At 38.3% G+C, this 20654-nt stretch carries 24 protein-coding genes and 1 other annotated feature; of the genes, 21 read left to right on the plus strand and 3 right to left on the minus strand.

The features are described from left to right. Nucleotides 1-196: 196 nt before the first annotated feature. Both H5975_RS03660 and H5975_RS03665 read right to left on the minus strand, forming a co-directional pair. Nucleotides 197-613 (minus strand): ImmA/IrrE family metallo-endopeptidase, encoded by a 417-nt coding sequence (locus H5975_RS03660; RefSeq protein WP_204784931.1) that lies wholly within the window; start codon nucleotides 611-613, stop codon nucleotides 197-199. Nucleotides 614-622: 9 nt separating this feature from the next. Next, on the minus strand, nucleotides 623-937 hold the full coding sequence (locus H5975_RS03665) for a helix-turn-helix domain-containing protein (protein ID WP_204784916.1): 315 nt from the start codon (nucleotides 935-937) through the stop codon (nucleotides 623-625). Between the two features lie 965 nt (nucleotides 938-1902). Here H5975_RS03665 and H5975_RS03670 point away from each other — a divergent pair. The 14 genes from H5975_RS03670 (at nucleotide 1903) to recN (ending at nucleotide 12370) form a co-directional block, all read left to right on the plus strand. Further along, nucleotides 1903-2538: a TetR/AcrR family transcriptional regulator gene (locus H5975_RS03670; protein WP_178660474.1), complete on the plus strand. Its 636-nt coding sequence runs from the start codon at nucleotides 1903-1905 to the stop codon at nucleotides 2536-2538. 60 nt (nucleotides 2539-2598) lie between these two features. After that, nucleotides 2599-2668 (plus strand) — a sequence feature (ribosomal protein L21 leader region). Between the two features lie 12 nt (nucleotides 2669-2680). Continuing rightward, nucleotides 2681-2989: a 50S ribosomal protein L21 gene (rplU, locus tag H5975_RS03675; RefSeq protein ID WP_178660473.1), complete on the plus strand. Its 309-nt coding sequence runs from the start codon at nucleotides 2681-2683 to the stop codon at nucleotides 2987-2989. Between the two features lie 13 nt (nucleotides 2990-3002). Continuing rightward, on the plus strand, nucleotides 3003-3329 hold the full coding sequence (locus tag H5975_RS03680) for a ribosomal-processing cysteine protease Prp (RefSeq protein ID WP_178660471.1): 327 nt from the start codon (nucleotides 3003-3005) through the stop codon (nucleotides 3327-3329). Between the two features lie 22 nt (nucleotides 3330-3351). Next, nucleotides 3352-3633 (plus strand): 50S ribosomal protein L27, encoded by a 282-nt coding sequence (rpmA, locus tag H5975_RS03685; protein WP_006916294.1) that lies wholly within the window; start codon nucleotides 3352-3354, stop codon nucleotides 3631-3633. Between the two features lie 76 nt (nucleotides 3634-3709). After that, on the plus strand, nucleotides 3710-4783 hold the full coding sequence (locus H5975_RS03690) for a M24 family metallopeptidase (protein WP_204784917.1): 1074 nt from the start codon (nucleotides 3710-3712) through the stop codon (nucleotides 4781-4783). Between the two features lie 143 nt (nucleotides 4784-4926). Then, nucleotides 4927-5364: an Asp23/Gls24 family envelope stress response protein gene (locus H5975_RS03695; protein WP_204784918.1), complete on the plus strand. Its 438-nt coding sequence runs from the start codon at nucleotides 4927-4929 to the stop codon at nucleotides 5362-5364. Nucleotides 5365-5366: 2 nt separating this feature from the next. Beyond that, complete coding sequence (gene nusB, locus H5975_RS03700; RefSeq protein ID WP_204784919.1) at nucleotides 5367-5780, plus strand: transcription antitermination factor NusB; 414 nt, start codon at nucleotides 5367-5369, stop codon at nucleotides 5778-5780. 188 nt (nucleotides 5781-5968) lie between these two features. Continuing rightward, nucleotides 5969-6823: a bifunctional 5,10-methylenetetrahydrofolate dehydrogenase/5,10-methenyltetrahydrofolate cyclohydrolase gene (locus H5975_RS03705; protein WP_204784920.1), complete on the plus strand. Its 855-nt coding sequence runs from the start codon at nucleotides 5969-5971 to the stop codon at nucleotides 6821-6823. Next, nucleotides 6823-8211: an exodeoxyribonuclease VII large subunit gene (gene xseA, locus H5975_RS03710; protein WP_239459532.1), complete on the plus strand. Its 1389-nt coding sequence runs from the start codon at nucleotides 6823-6825 to the stop codon at nucleotides 8209-8211. The genes H5975_RS03705 and xseA overlap by 1 nt, the downstream gene beginning before the upstream one ends. Next, nucleotides 8198-8500 carry an exodeoxyribonuclease VII small subunit gene (locus H5975_RS03715; RefSeq protein WP_204784921.1) on the plus strand — a complete coding sequence of 101 codons (303 nt, stop codon included), beginning with the start codon at nucleotides 8198-8200 and terminating at the stop codon, nucleotides 8498-8500. Before xseA ends, H5975_RS03715 begins: the two co-directional genes overlap by 14 nt. Nucleotides 8501-8512: 12 nt before the next feature. Continuing rightward, a complete protein-coding gene (locus H5975_RS03720; protein WP_204784922.1) occupies nucleotides 8513-9376 on the plus strand; it encodes a polyprenyl synthetase family protein in 864 nt (287 codons plus the stop codon). Between the two features lie 9 nt (nucleotides 9377-9385). Beyond that, nucleotides 9386-10201 carry a TlyA family RNA methyltransferase gene (locus H5975_RS03725; RefSeq protein WP_204784923.1) on the plus strand — a complete coding sequence of 272 codons (816 nt, stop codon included), beginning with the start codon at nucleotides 9386-9388 and terminating at the stop codon, nucleotides 10199-10201. A gap of 23 nt (nucleotides 10202-10224) precedes the next feature. Then, nucleotides 10225-10674 carry an arginine repressor gene (locus tag H5975_RS03730; RefSeq protein ID WP_178660455.1) on the plus strand — a complete coding sequence of 150 codons (450 nt, stop codon included), beginning with the start codon at nucleotides 10225-10227 and terminating at the stop codon, nucleotides 10672-10674. Between the two features lie 13 nt (nucleotides 10675-10687). Beyond that, a complete protein-coding gene (gene recN / locus H5975_RS03735) occupies nucleotides 10688-12370 on the plus strand; it encodes a DNA repair protein RecN (RefSeq protein WP_204784924.1) in 1683 nt (560 codons plus the stop codon). A 69-nt stretch (nucleotides 12371-12439) separates the two neighbouring features. Here the strand turns inward: recN and H5975_RS03740 are convergent, their stop codons facing one another. Further along, nucleotides 12440-12775, minus strand: a complete 336-nt coding sequence (locus H5975_RS03740) for a hypothetical protein (protein ID WP_204784925.1) — start codon at nucleotides 12773-12775, stop codon at nucleotides 12440-12442. A 170-nt stretch (nucleotides 12776-12945) separates the two neighbouring features. Between H5975_RS03740 and gmk the strand changes: the two genes are divergently transcribed. The 7 genes from gmk (at nucleotide 12946) to H5975_RS03775 (ending at nucleotide 20614) form a co-directional block, all read left to right on the plus strand. Continuing rightward, the gene (gene gmk / locus H5975_RS03745) at nucleotides 12946-13566 is read left to right on the plus strand and encodes a guanylate kinase (RefSeq protein ID WP_178660449.1); all 621 of its coding nucleotides are present in this window, start codon (nucleotides 12946-12948) and stop codon (nucleotides 13564-13566) included. Beyond that, nucleotides 13563-13838, plus strand: coding sequence for a DNA-directed RNA polymerase subunit omega (rpoZ, locus tag H5975_RS03750; protein WP_178660448.1), 276 nt, complete (start codon nucleotides 13563-13565; stop codon nucleotides 13836-13838). The genes gmk and rpoZ overlap by 4 nt, the downstream gene beginning before the upstream one ends. Before the next feature lie 87 nt (nucleotides 13839-13925). Next, nucleotides 13926-15128 (plus strand): bifunctional phosphopantothenoylcysteine decarboxylase/phosphopantothenate--cysteine ligase CoaBC, encoded by a 1203-nt coding sequence (gene coaBC / locus H5975_RS03755; RefSeq protein WP_204784926.1) that lies wholly within the window; start codon nucleotides 13926-13928, stop codon nucleotides 15126-15128. 12 nt (nucleotides 15129-15140) lie between these two features. Beyond that, nucleotides 15141-17564 carry a primosomal protein N' gene (priA, locus tag H5975_RS03760; protein ID WP_204784927.1) on the plus strand — a complete coding sequence of 808 codons (2424 nt, stop codon included), beginning with the start codon at nucleotides 15141-15143 and terminating at the stop codon, nucleotides 17562-17564. Between the two features lie 12 nt (nucleotides 17565-17576). Next, on the plus strand, nucleotides 17577-18527 hold the full coding sequence (gene fmt / locus H5975_RS03765) for a methionyl-tRNA formyltransferase (RefSeq protein ID WP_204784928.1): 951 nt from the start codon (nucleotides 17577-17579) through the stop codon (nucleotides 18525-18527). After that, nucleotides 18520-19863 (plus strand): 16S rRNA (cytosine(967)-C(5))-methyltransferase RsmB, encoded by a 1344-nt coding sequence (gene rsmB, locus H5975_RS03770; RefSeq protein WP_204784929.1) that lies wholly within the window; start codon nucleotides 18520-18522, stop codon nucleotides 19861-19863. Before fmt ends, rsmB begins: the two co-directional genes overlap by 8 nt. Before the next feature lie 19 nt (nucleotides 19864-19882). Further along, nucleotides 19883-20614, plus strand: a complete 732-nt coding sequence (locus tag H5975_RS03775) for a Stp1/IreP family PP2C-type Ser/Thr phosphatase (RefSeq protein WP_204784930.1) — start codon at nucleotides 19883-19885, stop codon at nucleotides 20612-20614. Nucleotides 20615-20654: the final 40 nt, after the last annotated feature.

Here is a 20654-nt window from a genome sequence, read left to right on the forward strand (position 1 = left end):
TATCGTAAGGCCTTCTACCAAGAGATATCACAGCTCCATCAACCAATAATCAATTGGTCAGTATTATTTATTTGAGTCCAGTGGCTAACTTATTCTTGAAATTTAGGTCCATAATAAAATACTCCTCCAATACATAAAATAAATAATTACATCAGCTTTTAACGTCTTCAGTGTTTGGAAAGCTCTTATTAAGTATTTAATAGTATTTCTTGACAGTTTCACTAACTACGTTGGTTAGATATTCCGGTATCAAGTATTGCTTCTCAAAATCATAAACATTAACGTTCTCTTTTTCTGTTTCAGCACAGTAATAGGGAACCAAGAATTTAACAGCTCCAACATTGGCTTTGTATTCAACCGATGATTTACCAGTGAAGCTGGAATTATAGAAGCAAATATCTTCTGGTGCCCCGCAAATGATGTGTGCTAATTCGTGCGCCAATTGGAATTGTATCTCTTTAGGACGGTGCCAATTGCTATCCATGCACACAATTTTGGTATCAATACGGCAAGCAGGAGGTGTGTATTTACTCAGTACACCAGCCCACTGAACGTCAATGTCGTGATCCATTGCTAGGTGTAATAAATCCCACACCATGTCTTCAGTATTCATATTAATCACCTACGCTTTACCACCACGAAGAATTCGTTTCATGTATTCGAGATCTTCTGGTGGTATTTTTTTGCCTTCATAGGTAAAAATGGTTTCTTCATCGGCAAGGTCAGCGGTCTTGTTGCTTTCTTCAGCATCGCCGTTCAAAAGGTAGTCAGTTGAAACGTCTAATACTTTAGCGACTTTAATTAACGATTGAGTACTAGGGGTTTTTGAATTCCATCTGTATATACTATTGATCCCGATTCCAGCCTTTTCGGCGACTTTTTGCAAAGACCATCCTCTTTTTTTAGCTAATTCCTTTATACGATCTACTGTATCCATATCAATCAATCCTTCTTTTTTACTATTTTTATCACAAATGATTGATAATAAGATTGTCAACAAGTTAAGTAACACAAAACAAAAGCCATAAACACCGTGAATAACGGTTTTTGTTTTAAAATGATTTTATTACGAGTGATAAACAAAATTAAAGGAGGTAAAGCAAACGATGCCGGTGGAAAACGAGCTTGAAAAAGCAACAGCAAGTATTGAAAAAATTGTCATAAGTAAATTGCTTGATCATAATATGCTACAAGATAGGATTCTCATGTTTGTTCAAAAATAGTGGTCAAAATATAATAGAGTAAAATCAAAACGTGTAATGTTATGAAAAACGCGATTAATTGCCAGTCTTTTCTTCAATAAGTGTAAGAAAGAAAATACTCATTAAGTGAACTTCACTTAGAAACATATACGATAAAAAATCACCTTAATTATAAATACCTTAATTTGATATATGGTTTTAAAGAAGTTGTTTAATTTTTGTAATGATATATACTCTTATCGTGTGTATAATAAATTTTACAGTGAAATAATTAATATTAAGTTCAAATATGCTTAAATCATGAAGAACCATATCTAAATGCTAATAAACTAGCGTTTAGTAGTATTTTTACATAATCATTTGATGACCAGTAATTGGCACCTAAATAGTTTGAAAAAGACTATTCTAGAAAGCCTGTTTTATCAAGTTTTCTATTTTTGTGTCTTCATATTGCATGACCTCATAAAAAATCTGTTCATTACATATTTTTCATCTGATAAATTCAACATGATTAACAAAAAAACTGAAATTTTCAAAATCAATTGAACAATGCAGTAAATATAATACGTTTGACATATATAAATAGATGAATTAAGTGGTTTTGTAAATGTATTTCTTTGACAAACTGTATGGGTAACTTTACACTGCAGGTGAATGAGCGTATAGCAAATGAACTTATATAGAATGGAGGCTGACAGGGATGGCAGACAAGAAATTAGATCCCCGAGTAATTAAGACAAGAACTAACTTACGACACGCTTTAGTTTATCTGATGCAAAATGAAAAAATTGACAACATTAGTGTTCAAAAAATTACAGAAACAGCCCACATTACGCGTGGAACATTTTATCTTCACTACAAAGATAAGAAAGATTTCGTACAAAAGGCAATGGATGAAATCATTAACGAATTTTTTGATTCAGTAATGATTGACTCAGCTAATATTGTTGATGGTCGTGTGATTCGAGTAATGTCATTGAATAAAGCATTTGACTATATTGAAAAGAATTCTGATATCTTCACGATTTTACTTGATCGTGCACAAAACAATAATTTTTATCGGCAACTATATCAACGTTTAACTGATGAAATGATTAGTTTTGTTAAGGAAATGGGTGATGACCTGGATGACCTAGAAGTACCAATGAAGGTCCAAATTGCTTTCACTGCTTCTGCAATGCTTGGTTTAATTGCTCAGTGGTTAAATAATGGATTAATTTATACTTCTAAGTACATGACGAAAACAGTTTCTAAGATCTTGAACCGGTTCGAATCGACTGGAATGTTATTGCCATCATTTTTTGATGATGAATTAAGAAGTAGTCTTACAATTTAGCTGTTAACTATTGACGTGTCGATAAATAACTGGTAATATACAAACGTTGTATTTGTGAACCAACAACTACAACCGCACGAAGATGAGTTTAAAGCTAAAGCTGCTTGTCTCGGCGAGTCTGAGATTTAAGGAGGTGCACAAGATGTACGCAATTATTGTTACTGGTGGTAAGCAATACAAGGTAGAAGAAGGTAAGTCTATCTTTGTTGAAAAGCTTGATGTTAACGCTGGCGACAAGGTAACTTTTGACAAGGTTATTTTTGTTGGTGGTGACGATACTAAGATTGGTACTCCATTTGTTGATGGCGCATCAGTTGAAGGTACTGTTGACAAGCAAGGTAAGGAAAAGAAGGTTGTTACCTTCAAGTACAAGCCTAAGAAGCACACCCACACTAAGCAAGGTCATCGTCAACCATACACTAAGGTTACGATCAACACTATTAACGCCTAGGTGAGGTGATATTATGATTCGTGCAGGGTTTCAAATTAGGCCGGATCACAAAATTGCTTCGTTTAAGTTAACCGGGCATGCTGATGCTGGTGATTATGGTCATGACATTGTGTGTGCTGCGGTATCTGTCCTTGCAATTTCGACCGTCAATGGTTTAGAAAGAGTTGTTCACTCCAAACCAAAGGTTACGAAAAATGAGGACGAAGGTGGCTATTTAGAAGCTACTGATTTAGATTTGGGACACGATTCCCAGATTCTACTACAAACTTTTTTGAATGGCTTGTTGGACATTCAAGATAGTTATCAACAATACATTGAAGTTAAAATGTATAATGAATAGTTCATTCTGGAGGTGAACAACTATGATTATGGATCTTCAATTCTTCTCCCACCACAAGGGGGGCGGTTCTACTGCAAACGGTCGTAACTCTGCTGGTCGCCGTCTTGGTACTAAGGCTGCGGACGGTTCAGTAGTTACTGCTGGTTCTATTATTTACCGTCAACGTGGTACTCACATCAACCCTGGTGAAAACGTTGGCCGTGGTGGTGACGATACTTTATTTGCTAAGATCGATGGTGTTGTTAAGTTTGAACGCATGGGTCGTAGCAAGCGTAAGGTTTCTGTTTACCCAGCTGAAGCTTAATAATAAAAAGCTTTCGTCATTTGGCGAAAGCTTTTTTTGTTTAAAATGATTGTAGTAGCTGGAAGGATGATTTACGATGAGCCGAATTGAAAAACTACAAAGTAAACTTCAAAAGATGTATATTGATGCCTTTTTGGTTACCAGAGGAGTTAACATTGAATATTTAACTGGATTTTCACTTCCCGATGGTGATGGCCTACTCCTTGTTACACAAGAACAAGCAGTTTTAATTACAGATCAACGATATGAAATTGCATTAAAAGAGTTTGAGTCCACAGAAGTAATCGGACTTATGACAGGAGACTATTATGGTTCGTTAAACGAATTGTGTCAAAAGTTAGAAATAACAGTTCTCGGGTTCGAAAAATCGATATCGTATCAAGTATATGACCTATTAGATGAGATAATGACTGCTGACTTGGTTCCTTTTAAAGGAACGGTAGAACGAATGCGACAAATAAAGAGCCAGGACGAAATTAAAAACCTTCGACAATCTGCTACTTTAATGTCACAAGGTTATGAGTACGTATTGAGTTTTATTCATGCTGGGATGACTGAGCGTGCCGTTGCTAATCGCTTAGATTTCTGGATGAAGGAACATGGTGCAACGCGATCATCTTTTCCTACGATTGTTGCTAGTGGATCAAATGCTGCTAAACCTCATGCAACATCTTCAGATAAAATAATCAGTGATGGTGATATTGTTATCTTAGACTTTGGCTACTATGTAAACGGGTATACAGCAGACATGACAAGAACGTTTGCAATTGGTCCTATTGATCCTGAACTGCAAGATGTTTACGAAATTGTTAATGAAGCCCGTCAGCAAGTTATTGATCATGCTACTTCTGGTATTCATGGTGATCAATTAGATCAATTTGGGCGGTCGTTAATTGAAGAAGCAGGGTACGGTGATGAGTTTAATCATGGAATGGGCCATGGAATTGGTCTTTCTGTTCATGAATTGCCTGCAACTTATGGACCAGCTACACATGATGTAAAGCTCCAAACCAATGAAGTAATAACAGTGGAACCTGGTATTTATATTCCTGAATTAGGCGGAGTTAGAATTGAAGATGACATTGTAATTAGTCATGGAAAAGCTGAAATTATTACTCCGGCGTCTGCTGACTTGATGATTATAGATTAATATGAATAATTACATATAATTCCTCAACAAATAATAGTATTTTGCTGTTATTCATCGTTGGGATTTGTTGCATTTCAAAGTGTTTTAGTGCAAAATAGTAATGATACTGATTAAGAAAATAACTAATATTTGGAGGATTGACAATGGCTGAAGAATCAAAGATTATTTTAAGTAGTGAAGACCAAACCCTTGGTACTATCCAAATTTCACCAAGAGTTTTGGAATTTATTGCTGGAATTGCAGCCAGTCAAATTGATGGGGTTGCTAAAATGCACGGCTCCTTGGCAAATAATGTTGGCGAATTATTAGGACGGTCTGACCACCGTCGCGGTGTAAAGTTAACAATGGATGATGACGCATTGACCATTGATGTTGCAGTATATATTGAATATGGTGTGGCAATCCCACAAATAGCTGCCAAAATCCAGGAGAATGTTAAACAACGGATTGCATCAATGACTGATTTAAAAGTTGCAACTGTTAACGTACACGTACAAGGAATAAATACAGAAAAGCCGGAAAGCGATATTGATCCTAATGATATTTTCGGCACACAAAGTAATGATGAAGATGGTGAATAATAGTGAGTTTTAGTCGACATACAATTCGAGTAGGAGCATTTCAAACATTATTTGCATTGATGGATACTCCTCAAGAACAAAAAGATGCCCTTTATGCCCAAGTATTACATTTAGGACCACACGAAGAAGCTCCCGCTTATTTAGATCAATTGGTTAGTGGTGTTCAAGAACACCAAACTGAGTTGGACCAACTTATCAGTGATTACCTTACCGATGACTGGGCAATTAATCGCATTGCAAGAGCTAATTTGATTATTTTACGGATCGCATTATATGAACTCCAATATGAACAAGATTTACCAGCGGCAGTTGTGATTAATGAAGCGCTAGAGCTAGCCAAGTCTTTTAGTGATGATAAATCACGAAAGTTTATTAATGGTATTCTAGGTCATTATGAAAAAGATCATGCTAAGTAAGTTTAACTAGCAATTTTGGCTATTAAAACAGTAGGACTTGATAAGTTATCAATTTACAGCATGCATCAAATAAATTGGTATGGCTATTGAAGTTACTAATACTGGTAACTCGTTACACACGGGGCGGGATTACGAAGTCGCTGCTGACTTCTATCACGCCCCATTTTTTATGAAATGGGGAATTGAATATGGTTAAAATCCTTAATGGGAAAAAATTAGCTCAGCAATTAAATGAGCATACTGCCCAACGAGTAGCAAATTTGAAAGCAAAGGGAATCGTTCCAGGCTTAGCAGTTGTTTTAGTTGGAGAAGATCCAGCTAGTATGATTTATACTCGCAATAAGGCGCGCCAAGCAGATAAATTGGGATTTAAATCTATTCTAAAGAAAATGCCCAGCACTGTTACCCAAGACGAATTATTAGCAACCATTCGTCAACTAAATGCTGATCCTTGTATTCATGGAATTTTGGTTCAGGAGCCATTACCAGACCAAATTAACCAAAGCGCAGTGATTGAAACCATTTCCCCTGAAAAAGACGTTGACGGTTTTAATCCCATTAATGTTGGTAAATTATATGCTAACGATGGTCGACATTTTCCAGTGGCATGTACACCCCGCGGTGTTATGACAATGTTGGAACAATACCAGATTCCGGTCGCTGGTAAAGACGTTGTAATTATCGGACGGAGTCGCTTGGTAGGGAAACCATTGCAAGCGTTAATGATTAATCAAAACGCAACAGTGACAATGTTGCACCATGCTTCAACAGATGCTGAGTACTATTTAAAGCACGCAGATATTGTTGTAGTGGGGATTGGTAAGGCAAACTTCCTTCATGCCAGTGACATAAAAAATGGGGCCGTTGTGATTGATGTTGGAATTAATCGTGATGAACAAGGTCACCTGGTTGGGGATGTTGATTTTGATGATGTTAGCTCTGTTGCTAGTGCAATTACACCAGTTCCTGGTGGGGTTGGTCCCATGACAATTGCTACCTTAATGCAACAAACAGTTGATTTAGCAGAGTGGAGTAATCAATAATGTCAGAAATTGAACCAATTACGGTTAATCAACTAACAAAGTATATTCGACGTAAGTTTCAAGCTGATCCTTACATTTATCAAAAGAATTTTTGGTTGGTTGGCGAATTAACAGATTATCGCCCCAGCAGTCGTCACCAATACTTTTCCTTAAAAGATGACGATGAAAATTTGGCCCCAAATGATCAATACAAAATTAGTGCAGTCATGTTTGCTAATGACTTCAGAAAGGTTAAATTCCAACTCGAAAATGGGATGAAAGTCCTCGCATACGGTCACGTTGATATCTATCCTAATCGTGGATCATATCAATTTTATGTAAGCCGCTTAGAGGTTAAAGGAGTGGGAGCACTCCAAGTGGCTTTCCAACAAATGTATGAAAAATTAAAAAAGGAAGGTCTTTTCGACCAACCTAAAAAGGCAATTCGACCATTCCCACAGAGAGTCGCAATTGTGACAAGTAATGATGCAGCGGTTAAACATGATATTATCACTACTTTTCGTCGACGCAATCCGCTAATTCAATTAGTTTTTTATCCTACTAAAGTGCAAGGTGACGATGCTGCACCGATGATTGCAAAGCAGATTGAACGGGTTGGCGTTGATGGCAATTATGATACGTTGATTGTTGCTCGAGGTGGTGGATCGAGAGGAGATTTGTGGGCTTTTAATTCTGAAGAAGTTGGTCGGGCGATTGCGGCCTGTCCAATTCCGGTTATTTCTTCAGTTGGTCACGAAGTTGATACTACTATTGCTGACCTTGTTGCGGATGACCGTGAAGCAACACCAACAAGTGCAGCTGTGAAAGCCTCTGAGTGGTTATTATCAGATGTTTTGGATAACCTTAACAGCCTCAGACAGCAATTGTATCATTTAACTAGATTAACCATTGACCGTCTTCAGGATCATTTGAACGATTTACAAAATAACTTTGTTTTTCGTGATCCCCGACGGATTTTAGACCAACCGACGCAGCAACTCGACGATTTAAAACAGCAATTATCAGCCGCAATGTTGCAACAACAGCGTGATCGGCGACAAGAGATTAAGCTTTTACAGACTCGGTTGGCTGGACAATCACCAGTAATCCGGATGCAACGAGATCAAGACCAGCTCCAATCATTACAGAAAATGCTGATTTCTGAAACAACCAAAAAGATCCGGCAATCACAGTTAGAGGCGTCTGGATTAATAAAACAATTATTAGCATTGGATCCTGAGAAAATATTGGCACGGGGATACAGCTATGTAACTAGTAAAAATCAAGTTATTAAGTCTGTGAACCAGTTAAAGATGGATGAACCAGTAACAATCCATCTTACTGATGGCGAAATTGTAGCAACAGTAACAGAAGTGAAAACGAGGAAAGATCAAAATGGCAACCACTAGGAAAAAAGTAACTTTTGAAGAACAAATGGCAAATTTGCAGGAGATTGTGGATCATCTCCAGCAAGGAAACTTGTCTTTAGATGAATCGATTAAGGAATTTAAAGATGGCATGAAGATGGCTAATAAGTTGCAAACACAACTCGATAAAGCAGATAAAACTCTAGCTCAGTTAATGAACGATGATGGCCAACTTGAACCAGCTGAAAAGGCTGGCGAAGATTTAAGCAACAATGGGGTTAACAACCAAGGATATCATTCTGAATTTACGGATCAAGACAAATCAAAATAGGAGTATTTGCAAGTGATTACTGATTTACAAGCGCAAATTAATTCATATTTAAAAGATCATATTCAAAGCGAATGTGATGAACCAACTCTGGCTACATCCACGGCTTATTCATTGCTTGCTGGCGGTAAACGATTGCGACCTGCTTTGACATTAGCAGTATGTAAAATTTTTAACCAGGAGATCAACCAGGATGTCTTGCGTGCGGCGTGTGCCGTCGAATTACTGCATACATATTCGTTAATTCATGATGATCTTCCAGCAATGGATAATGACGACCTACGAAGAGGATTGCCTACAAACCATAGACGGTTTGGTGCAGGAATGGCAACACTAGCCGGTGACGGACTGTTAACATTGGCATTTCAGTGGTTGAGCGACAGTGGGCTAAGTAACGATATTAAATTATCACTAGTGAAAGAATTATCGTTCGCAGCTGGTCCTACTGGGATGGTTGCTGGTCAAGCGATGGATATTCATAATGAAGGATATCGATTAGAATTAGATCAGTTAAAGGTCTTACATCAAAAAAAGACCGGTGCTTTACTTCGCTATAGCGTTTTAGCTGGGGGAATCATTAGTCGTCAATACGCGACAGTTAACGATTTGTTGGCCCATTTTGGTGAATTATATGGGTTAGCTTTTCAAATATATGATGATTTAATGGATGTTTTGGGAACTGAACAGGAGATGGGCAAGGCTGTTCATAAAGATCAAGGTGAGCACAAAAACACTTATCCAGGTTTATTGGGAATTGCTGAAACCAAACATCAACTTGCACTGGCTCTACAGGGTGCCCAGAATGTTCAACACCAGCTAGCAGAGCAAACATCCTGTGATTTTGAATTGTTAGATGAGTTTTTAGCGTATTTTAAATAGGTGAGATAAATGGAAAAAGATCGTGTTGACGTATTATTAGTAAAGCAAGGACTGTTTGACTCACGAGAACAAGCTAAACGTGCTGTTATGGCTGGAGAAATATTAGGGAAAAACAATGAACGACTGGATAAACCTGGTCAAAAGATCCCAGTGACGACGACGTTACACATGAAAGGTAAGAAAATGCCCTATGTAAGTCGGGGAGGTTTAAAACTTGCCAAGGCACTGAAGGCGTTTAATATTTCCGTTAAAGATCTAACAGTATTGGATATTGGTTCTTCAACTGGTGGTTTTACTGATGTAATGTTACAGAATGGCGCAAAACTCAGTTATGCACTTGACGTGGGAACTAACCAGTTAGTGTGGCAACTTCGGGAAGATCCGCGGGTTGAAGTAATGGAGCAAACAAACTTCCGCTATAGTAAATTAGCAGACTTCACTAAAGGTCAGCCTGAATTTGCTTCCATTGATGTTTCGTTTATTTCACTTAAGTTAATCTTGCCACCTTTGAGTCATATTTTGAAACAAGGTGGTTCGGTCGTTGCATTAATTAAACCCCAATTTGAAGCAGGAAAAGAACACGTCGGCAAACACGGTATTGTCAGGGATCGTTCTGTACATGAACAAGTTATTAACAATGTTATGAAGTTTGCGACTGAGAATCAGTTTGATGTTGAAGGATTAGATTTCTCTCCAATTAAGGGTGGTCAAGGAAATGTTGAATTTTTAGTTCATCTTGTTCTCACTGATCACGAAGGAGTCATCGCTCCACAAGTAGACGTTAATCAGGTTATTGACGATGCATATTCTGAATTAAATAAATAATGAATGGGAAAGGAGGAAAATAAATGAAAAAAGTAGATCGCCAAGCTAAGATTCGAGAAATTATTGAAGATAATAATGTGGAACGCCAGGAAGACCTCGTTCAATTATTACTAGATGCAGGAATTCATGTGACACAAGCAACCATTTCACGAGATATTAAAGAAATGCAATTGGTTAAGGTGCCAAATTCAGATGGCGGATATCGTTATAGTATGCCAACCCGACGTCAAGAAAACCGCGAACAACAATTAGCCAATGCAATTAATAACGATCTTCAATCTTTAAAACGGTCTGATCGATTTTTGTCGTTAAGTATGCGCCCTGGGCATGCACCGATGGCAGCAGTTTTAATCAAACGTCTTAACTTTCCAGAAGTTTTTACTGCAATTGGGGATGACACTAGTATTTTGGTCGTTTGCCAGTCCAGTGAAGATGCAATTAAGTTTGAACAGATATTAACAAACTTAAATTAAAGGGGTAATCGATGTGCTACAAGAAATAACCATTGATAATTTAGCTATTATTGACCATTTAACGTTAGCGTTTGGCGAAAATATGACAGTGTTAACCGGTGAAACTGGAGCTGGGAAGTCCATTATCATTGATGCAGTTGGATTATTAGTAGGTGGACGCGGATCTCAAGAATTAATCCGAAAAGGAGCCGATAAACTTGAAGTACAAGGTCAATTTTCGTTACCAGATGATACGGCTTACCTGGAATTATTAGATGAATTAGGAATTGACCATAGTGATAATACGTTGATCGTCTCGCGCGAGATTCATCGTAATGGACGCAACACCATTCGAGCTAATGGCACACTGATAAATACAACGTTATTGCGAAAAATTGGTGCCCCGTTGGTTGATATTCAAGGACAAAATGATACTCAACAACTGTTGCAACCGGAACAACACTTGTCAATGCTAGATCACTTTGCAGGGGCGAAGGTTGCTCCACTATTACAGCAGTATCAAGAATTGTACAACCAATATCGCAAGTTAAAGCAGACTTTAGAAAAGAAGCAGGCCAATGAACAGCAGTGGGCGCAACGCTTGGATATGCTTCGGTATCAGGTTAAGGAAATTGGCGACGCTGATTTAAAAAGTAATGAAGAAGAAGCATTAATTAGCGAACGCGATCGGTTAGAAAATTTCCAACAGATCCAGCATACCTTGCAATTAGTTGGTGCCACTCTTAATGGCGGAGAAAATGCTCCTGTATTAGATCAGCTTGCTAATGTAATGAATTCAGTTAATGAGATCGTTCAATTTGATGACAGTTACGCTGATTTAGGAAAAGAATTAGAAGATGCATATTATAGTCTGCAGGACGTCGCTAATTTAGCAAGTCATGAATTAGATGGGCTGGAGTTTGATGATGAACGGTTAAGTGAAATTAATACTCGCCTAGACCTAATCAACGATTTAGAACATAAGTATGGAGATACTGTAGCGGATGTTTTAAGTTACTATAGTAAAATTTCAAATGAATTAGCAGAGATGGAAGGGACCGTTGATTCGAGTGACGATTTAGCCAAGCAACTTGACTCAATTACTGAACGACTGACCACCATTGGTGAGCAACTAAGCAGTCAACGTAAACATGCTGCTCAAGATTTAGAGAAACGGGTTCATAAAGAATTAGCAGCATTGTATATGGACAAAGCAGTGTTTAAAGTTCACTTTGCTAAAATTCCGGTTCACACGTTTACCCCCATGGGAATTGATGATGTGGAATTCTATATTCAAACGAACCCTGGGGAGAGAATGGGAGCATTAGCCAAAATTGCCTCCGGTGGTGAATTATCTCGGGTAATGTTAGCTTTGAAAACAATATTTGCTACTAAGACTGATGTTACTAGTATTATTTTTGACGAAGTCGATACCGGAGTTAGCGGTCGGGTAGCACAATCGATTGCTGATAAAATTAAAGTGATTGCTGACCATTCACAGGTATTATGCATTACTCATTTACCACAAGTAGCTGCGGTTGCTCAGCACCAATTTTTAATTAAAAAAGCAGTCCATGATAATCGCACTACAACAACCGTTACGAATTTAAATCATGACGAAAGAGTCAATGAATTATCGCGGATGTTAGCAGGTGAAAAAATTACTAAATTAACCAAAGAGCATGCAAGTGAACTGTTAAAAATGGCTCATGAATAAAAAATACCCCCAAAGTCGATTTCCAACTTTGGGGGTACGCTTTATAGCTGTGAAAAGCTAACCTTATTTTTATCCAGCAATATATCGAATCTGTTGTAATGAGAAAATATATAAAACATTATGGTTTTTTAATCGAAAGAGGCCGTTTGATAATTTACTGAGTTGCCCTCGACAATTAATAATATTACCTGCGGTTGTTAGTGGGTTGAGTTGCATGAAAATTTCTCGATGGTCAGCAATGGCCAGCTTGGTAAAAAGTTTACGTTGTGCGATTGGTTGGTATGGTAAAACTTTTTTAACTTGGGCTTGTTTATCAGAGAGTGGTTCGTCATTAAAAATGGTGTGAAAGTACTTATTTAGTGCTAATGAACTGCGATTCAATAGATTTGAATTTATGTTTTTCAAAATCATCCCTCCGAACGCTTGTTTGTAATTAATAGTATACGAACAAACGTTCATAAAAGCAAGTTTTTTTACTTTTTTAATTTTGATTCTTCCTAACGGTTGATTTAACGGTTAAAGTATTTAATAATACTACTAATACACTGTTAATTTTAATGAGGAGTTAATCACAAATGACAAAACGTGGAATGTTAATTGTACTTTCAGGTCCTTCTGGAGTGGGTAAAGGAACAGTACGTAAAGCATTATTTGATCAGCCTGGGAATGATTTTCAATATTCGATTTCCATGACTACTAGAAAGCCGCGTCCTGGTGAAAAAAACGGGGTTGATTACTTCTTTGTTTCTAAAGAAGAATTCGAACATAATATTCAAACTGGACAAATGCTTGAATACGCAAAGTATGTTGACAATTATTATGGCACACCATTAAAATATATTAATGATACGTTAGATGCTGGGAAAGATGTTTTCTTAGAGATTGAAGTCAATGGGGCAATGCAGGTTCGTTCCAAGAGCCCTAATGGTGTGTTCATTTTCTTAACACCACCTGATTTAATGGAATTAAAGCATCGGTTAATTCATCGTGGTACTGACAGTATGGATGTTATTAACAAACGGATTCATAAAGCATTTGGTGAAATCGAAATGATGCAAAATTATGATTATGCGGTTGTTAATGATAAGGTTGAAAATGCTGTTGAAAAAATTAAAGATATTATCCGGACTGAACGACTACGGGTTCCACGAGTGATGCCAGATTATCTTGAAATGTTAGGAGAGTCTAAAAAATGATTTTATACCCATCAGTTGATGAACTTTTAAAGCGTGTTGATTCACGATACTCACTGATTATGTTGGCAAGTAAGCGGGCCAATGAGATTGATAAATATGAAGCTGATAAGTGGCGTGCTGATCACAGTGACAAGCCTGTCAATATGGAAGGCGACAAGCCATTGCTATTGGATCATTACAAATCCGCTAAATCCGTTGGTAAAGCACTAGAAGAAATTGAGGCCGGTAAAGTCACAATCGACCCATACCATACGGAAGATAAACAAGATTAATTATTCTTATTAAATAATGGGTCAGAAAATACCGTCGTTGTTTTCTGACCCATTACTTATTCAATTAAGTAAATTAGGAGTATGAGCATGGCAAAAATTGTAGTACATATTACAGGAAGTATTGCCGCTTTTAAAGCTGTAACGGTTGTTCGAATGCTACAAAAAGCTGGTCATCAAGTGCGAGTTGCTATGACAAAGTCTGCGACTAAATTGATAGGACCAGCCACACTAGCATCTCTCACACATTATCCAGTAATGACAGATTTGTGGGAACCGTCTACAAAGGGACAAATTCCGCATATTGAGTTAGCTGATTGGGCGGACTACTCGTTAGTAGTACCGGCAAGTGCAGATATAATTGCTAAGATGGCAAATGGGATTGCAGATGATCCAGTCTCAACAACCTTATTGGCTACTCCTAGTCCCGTTGTGGTAGTACCTGCAATGAATACTCATATGTGGCAGCAGCCTGCGACTCAGCGTAACATTGCCCGATTGATTCAAGACGGTAAAGTTATCATGCAACCTGTACATGGTAAGCTAGCAGAGGGGTATGTTGGTGATGGGAGAATGCCGGAGCCAATTGATGTTGTAAACTTCTTTAATGGAGTAATTCACCAAAGTAATGAATTGGCTAGTAAACGGATTATTATCAGTTTAGGTGGTACTCTTTCACCAATTGATCCGGTTCGCTATATTGGTAATCGGTCTTCCGGGAAAATGGGCTGGGCAATTGCACAAGCTGCGTATCATATGGGAGCGCAAGTAGACGTTGTTGCCGGCCGCACGAGTATTTCGTTGCCAAAATTAGGTGATCGGATGACGATTTACAGAGTTCAAACGACTCAAGATATGTATGAAACTATTAATCAGCTTTTTGATAAAAGCAATGCACTCATCATGGCCGCAGCAGTTGCTGATTTTAAAGTGACTAATTATGCTGACCAAAAGATCAAGAAAGTTGCTGGTCAAGAGCAAATTAATTTACAACTTGAGCCTAACATTGATATTTTGAAAACTTTTGGAGAACAAAAAAAGGATCAGCTAACGATTGGCTTCGCTGCTGAAACACAAGATGTGATAGAAAATGCTCAGCAAAAATTAACTAGTAAGCACGCTGATTTAATTATTGCAAATGATGTCAGTCAGTCTGATACAGGGTTTAACGCTGATACTAATAAAGTGACGATCTTACGTCCTGGTTATGATCCAGAACCATGGGCTCAGGATACCAAACAAGCGATTGGTGTTAAACTAATGCAGTTAGTTAATTCAATGTTAAAAAAGTGAGGGTGGTTGTAAATGGCTGAGTTAGCGCAAGTAATAGTAGATGTACCAACATTACAGACTAATCGACCATATACCTACCAAATTCCAGAACGTCTAGAGAACCAGGTTCAAGTGGGAATGCGTGTAATTGTGCCGTTTGGCAATGGTCATCGGAAAGTGCAAGGCTTCATTGTTGGGTTAGACCAACCTAGTGACTACGATGGTCATTTAAAAAAGATCACAGCATTAATGGATTTAACGCCAGTGGTTAATTCAGAAATGCTAGCCTTAAGCAAATGGCTAGCAGACCAAACGTATTCTTTTTGGATTTCGTGTCTGTATACAATGCTTCCCAATGCATTGAAAGCCAAATCTACTCGAGTTGTGAGAATCATTGATGATATTGATGAAAATGACCGACAATTGTTGTTTAACAATGTAGATCAGCTGGACTACGCTAGTGTGCAAGATCATCCAGAACTAGTCAGTCGACTTTTAAAACTTCGCCGTCAAGGTAAAGTGAGTTTTGAATATCAAGTTAATGATCGGGCAAGAGTGAAAACCGCAGTACAAATTGAGCCAGCATTATCTTTTGAGCAATATGAAAATTTGCGAGATGGAATTCGTTCCAATGCCAAGAATCAGTTAAGACTTGTCAATTACTTGCAAACCATTATTGGTAAAAAAGTACTTTTAAAAGAAGCAAGACAATCAACAGGATTATCAGCAGCACCATTTACACAGGCCATTAAGAAGGGGTGGATTAAGTCCACAAACGTTGAGGTATATCGTCAACCGATTGGTGCTGATATTCAAGACCAGGCTGCCAGAAATCCTCTACAGCTGAATTCTGATCAACAAACCGCATTGGATCAAGTAACTGACGCTATTGATCAGGGGCACAATCAAGTGTTTTTACTAGAAGGCGTCACCGGAAGCGGTAAGACTGAAGTTTACTTGCAAGCAATGTCCCGAGCTTTAAAAAATGGCAAAACCGCATTACTAATGGTTCCAGAAATTTCTTTGACACCACAAATTGTTAGTCGGGTACGAGCAAGATTCGGATCGCAAGTAGCAGTTTTGCATTCAGGATTATCAGCTGGAGAGCGTTATGATGAATGGCGGCGGATAGAACGAGGAGAGGCTCGCGTAGTAGTTGGAGCTCGTTCTGCTATTTTTGCTCCATTAGATAATCTCGGAATCATAATTATGGATGAGGAGCATGAAACTAGCTATAAGCAAGACGACACTCCTCGCTACCATGCGCGTGAAGTAGCAAAATGGCGGGCTCACTACCATCAAGCCCCGTTACTGTTAGGTTCAGCAACACCCAGCCTAGAAAGTTACTCGCGAGCAATGGCCGGCAATTATCAATTATTGCGTCTCCCACATCGGGTAAATCAAAAACCATTGCCACCGATTGATGTTGTTGATATGCGTCCTGAAGTACAGCGTCGTGGAGAAACAAGTTTTTCAAGTGAACTATTAACTGCACTGAAGGATCGTTTAGCCAAGCATGAACAAAGCATATTAATGTTGAATCGGCGAGGCTTTTCTTCGTTTATCATGTGTCGGGATTGTGGATTTGTTTTGAAATGTCCGAATTGTGATATTTCATTAACTATGCATTTAGATAGTCACACGATGAAGTGCCATTATTGTGGACATGAAGAACCCATTCCTAATATCTGCCCGAACTGTCATAGTCGGCATATTCGCTATTATGGAACGGGAACTGAAAAAGTCATGGCTGAATTACAGCACTTAATGCCAGAAGCGCGGATTATTCGAATGGATGTGGATACTACCAGAAGAAAGGGCATGCACCAAAAATTATTACAACAGTTTGGTGATGGTCAAGCAGACATTTTGTTAGGAACTCAAATGATCGCTAAGGGCTTAGACTTTCCTAACGTAACTTTAGTTGGGGTATTGAATGCTGATACGGGATTAGATTTACCTGACTTTCGTGCTAGTGAGCGAACGTTTGACCTGCTATCACAGGTCAGTGGACGAGCAGGACGTGCCCAGAAGAATGGTCAGGTTTTCATTCAAACATTCAATCCTGATAATTATGTAATTAAACTTGTTCAAAAGCACAATTACCAGCAATTCTTTAATACAGAAATGCAAATTCGGCAAATGGCTAGTTATCCACCGTATTATTACACAGTGCGGATTATGGGCAGTCATCGTGAAGAGCGGGTAGCAGCCAAAATGATGTATGATATAAGACAGGAGTTAGGAAACCAACTAGCTTCAGATACTATTATTTTAGGACCGACACCGCGGGCAATTGCACGTCTTAAGGATCGGTATTACTATCAAATTGTTATTAAATATCGACATGACAACAAACTGCATGAACTGTTAACCCAGATAATGCAGGAATCACAAAACAAGTATCAACGTGGTGCGGAGTTATCGATTGATCCAGAGCCACAGTACTTTTTGTAAGAGAGGATAAAAATGACATCAGTTATATTTATGGGTACTCCACAATTTGCAGTACCAATTCTAGAGAAATTAATCCAAGACCCTGCTTATGACGTTCAAGCTGTCTTGACACAACCTGACCGTCCCCAAGGGCGTAAACATATTTTGAAACCATCTCCAGTGAAAGAACTGGCATTAAAGCATGATATTGAAGTGTTACAACCTGCTAAGTTGAGTGGTAGCGATGAAATGGCAAGGGTTATTGACTTGCACCCCGACTTAATGATTACAGCGGCTTATGGTCAATTCTTACCCACTAAGATGCTAAATGCAGCAAAAATTGCCGCTATCAACGTCCATGGTTCTTTATTGCCTAAATATCGTGGTGGTGCACCAATCCAGTATGCTGTCATGAATGGTGACTCTGAAACGGGAGTTACTATTATGTACATGGTGAAGAAGATGGATGCCGGTGACATCATTGCACAACGGAAAGTACCAATTACAAAGCAGGACGATTCTGGAACCATGTTTGAAAAATTAAGTTTGGTTGGTCGTGATCTGTTAATGGATGTACTACCTGATTTAATCTCAGGTAATGTTCATCCAGTTGCTCAAAATGAAGATCAGGTGGTCTTTTCACCAAATATTACTTCTGAACAAGAACGAGTTGACTATACGATGCCAGCTGACCGAATCGATGATATGGTACGTGGATTGCGGCCAATGCCAATTGGTAACATGATTATTGATGGCCTGCGGACCAAAATTTACGATATCACCCCATTGAAGGAATCTACGTCGTTGGAGCCGGGAAAAGTAGTGCGGATTGAAAAGCACGCATTAGTTTTAGCTGGTGGTGATGGTACTACATATACGATTAATAAACTGAAACCAGCAGGGAAACAACTTATGGATATTACTGCTTACTTAAATGGTCATCAGGATTTACAACCAGGAGTACAAGCAATCACAAATGAATAAATCTGTAAAAAAGAGCCCCCGCAATTTGGCTTTGACTACTTTAGATAGGGTCTTAGGACGGGGGTCTTACTCTAACTTACAACTTAATCAAACACTGCAGAACAGTGACTTAAGTAGCGCTGATAAACGGTTTGTCACTACCATTGTTTATGGTGTTTTACAACGTAAATTGACTCTTGAATATTGGCTATCGCCATTTATCAAGAAAGAACCACAAAGTTGGGTTAAAACTTTGTTACTGATGTCAATATATCAGTACCAATATTTGGACCGGGTGCCTGATTGGGCGGTTACTGATGAAGCAATTAAAATTGCTAAATTACGTGGTAATCCAGGAATACGTAAATTTGTAACAGGGGTTTTGCATGCCTTCTTAAGAACAGGAGCCAGGGATTTTAATGAAATTCAAGATCCTGTGAAGCGTTATTCTATTACAGGAAGCCTGCCTGAATGGCTGATTAAAACATTAATTAATCAGTATGGTGAGGATGAGACAGTTAAAATTGTTGAAAGCATTAATGATCCAGCTCATTTAAGTCTGCGAGTAAATACTGCAATCACAGACGCTTCAGAGGCCATTCAACTCCTTGCCGCAGATGGCGTTCAAGTTAGAACCAGCAAGGTCGCTGCGGATGGGCTAGTAGTGGAAAAGGGGAATGCTTTAGAAAGCAGAGCATTCGCAGATGGCTTAGTAACAGTGCAAGATGAAAGCGCAATGTTAGCTGTCGAGAGTATGCATTTAAAGGGGAATGAACGAGTTTTAGATGCCTGTGCAGCTCCTGGTGGTAAAACCAGCCAAATAGCTGCAGCACTGGATCCACAAACTGGTCAAGTTGATGCCTTAGATATTCACCAACATAAAGTTAAGCTGATTCAAAAAAATATGCGGCGGTTAGGTGTCTCTGATCGAGTAAAAGTATATCAACTAGATGCGAGAAAAGTGAATGATCAGTTTGACGATGAAACTTTTGATAAAATTTTAGTGGATGCCCCTTGCTCTGGAATTGGACTGATTAGAAGAAAACCCGAAATTAGATACGATAAAACTTTGGATAATAGTGAGTCCTTACATCAGATTCAGTTATCAATTTTGGATGCAGTTGCCCCGAAATTGAAAAAAGGCGGTATAATAATTTATAGTACGTGCACAATTTTTCAACAAGAAAACGAACAAACGGTGTTGAAATTTTTAAAGCAACACCCTGAATATTGTTTGTTAAGAACGCAAACTGCCCGTGCAATTAAAAATGACCGTCAAAAAAAGACACTCACGATTTTACCGAGTGATTTTGGTTCCGATGGTTTCTTTATTGGAACTTTACAACGGATCAAGTAAAGGAAAATTTGATTTAATTATGAAAACTGCTTATCAAACTGACATTGGGAAACAGCGATCAGAAAATCAAGATCGTGTTCGTGTCTTTCAAAAGGACCATAATTTATTAGCTGTGGTCACAGATGGAATTGGTGGTAATCGTAGTGGTGACGTAGCTGCAACGATTGCTATCAATCAACTAGGTCATGATTTTATGACGGCCGGACCTGAAAACAGTGTGGAAGCCGAAAACTGGTTCCAAACACAAGTCTTGGCTGCAAATACAATTATTTTAAAAAAATCAAAAGAAAATGATAAATACCAAGGAATGGGAACCACATTAGTGGCAGCTTTATTTATCGGCAGTCAAAAAGTGGTTGTTGCGAATATTGGTGACAGTCGTGGATATATCTTTCATGATGGCCTCTTAACGCAAATTACAGTTGACCATTCCTTAGTAAATGAATTAGTAAAAAGCGGTGACTTATCTGAAGATGCGGCACGACTTTCTCCACAAAAAAATATCATTACACGAGCTATCGGAATCTCTGATGATGCTAAAATTGATGTTCATACTTTCCCATTTGGGAAAAATGATCAATTATTATTATGTTCAGATGGCCTTTCTAAAATGGTTTCGAATGACCAAATCAAGTCTGTTCTAGGTAATGAAACCATTTCAGTCGGAGATAAGTGTCGCCAACTGGTTGATTTAGCAAATCAAGCAGGTGGTCCTGATAACGTTACTGTATTAATTAGTGAAAATAATTAAGTGAGGCATTAAGCTATATGAAACCCGGATACATATTGGG

Source organism: Limosilactobacillus coleohominis, assembly GCF_016901675.1.
GTDB classification, from domain to species: Bacteria; Bacillota; Bacilli; order Lactobacillales; family Lactobacillaceae; genus Limosilactobacillus; species Limosilactobacillus intestinavium.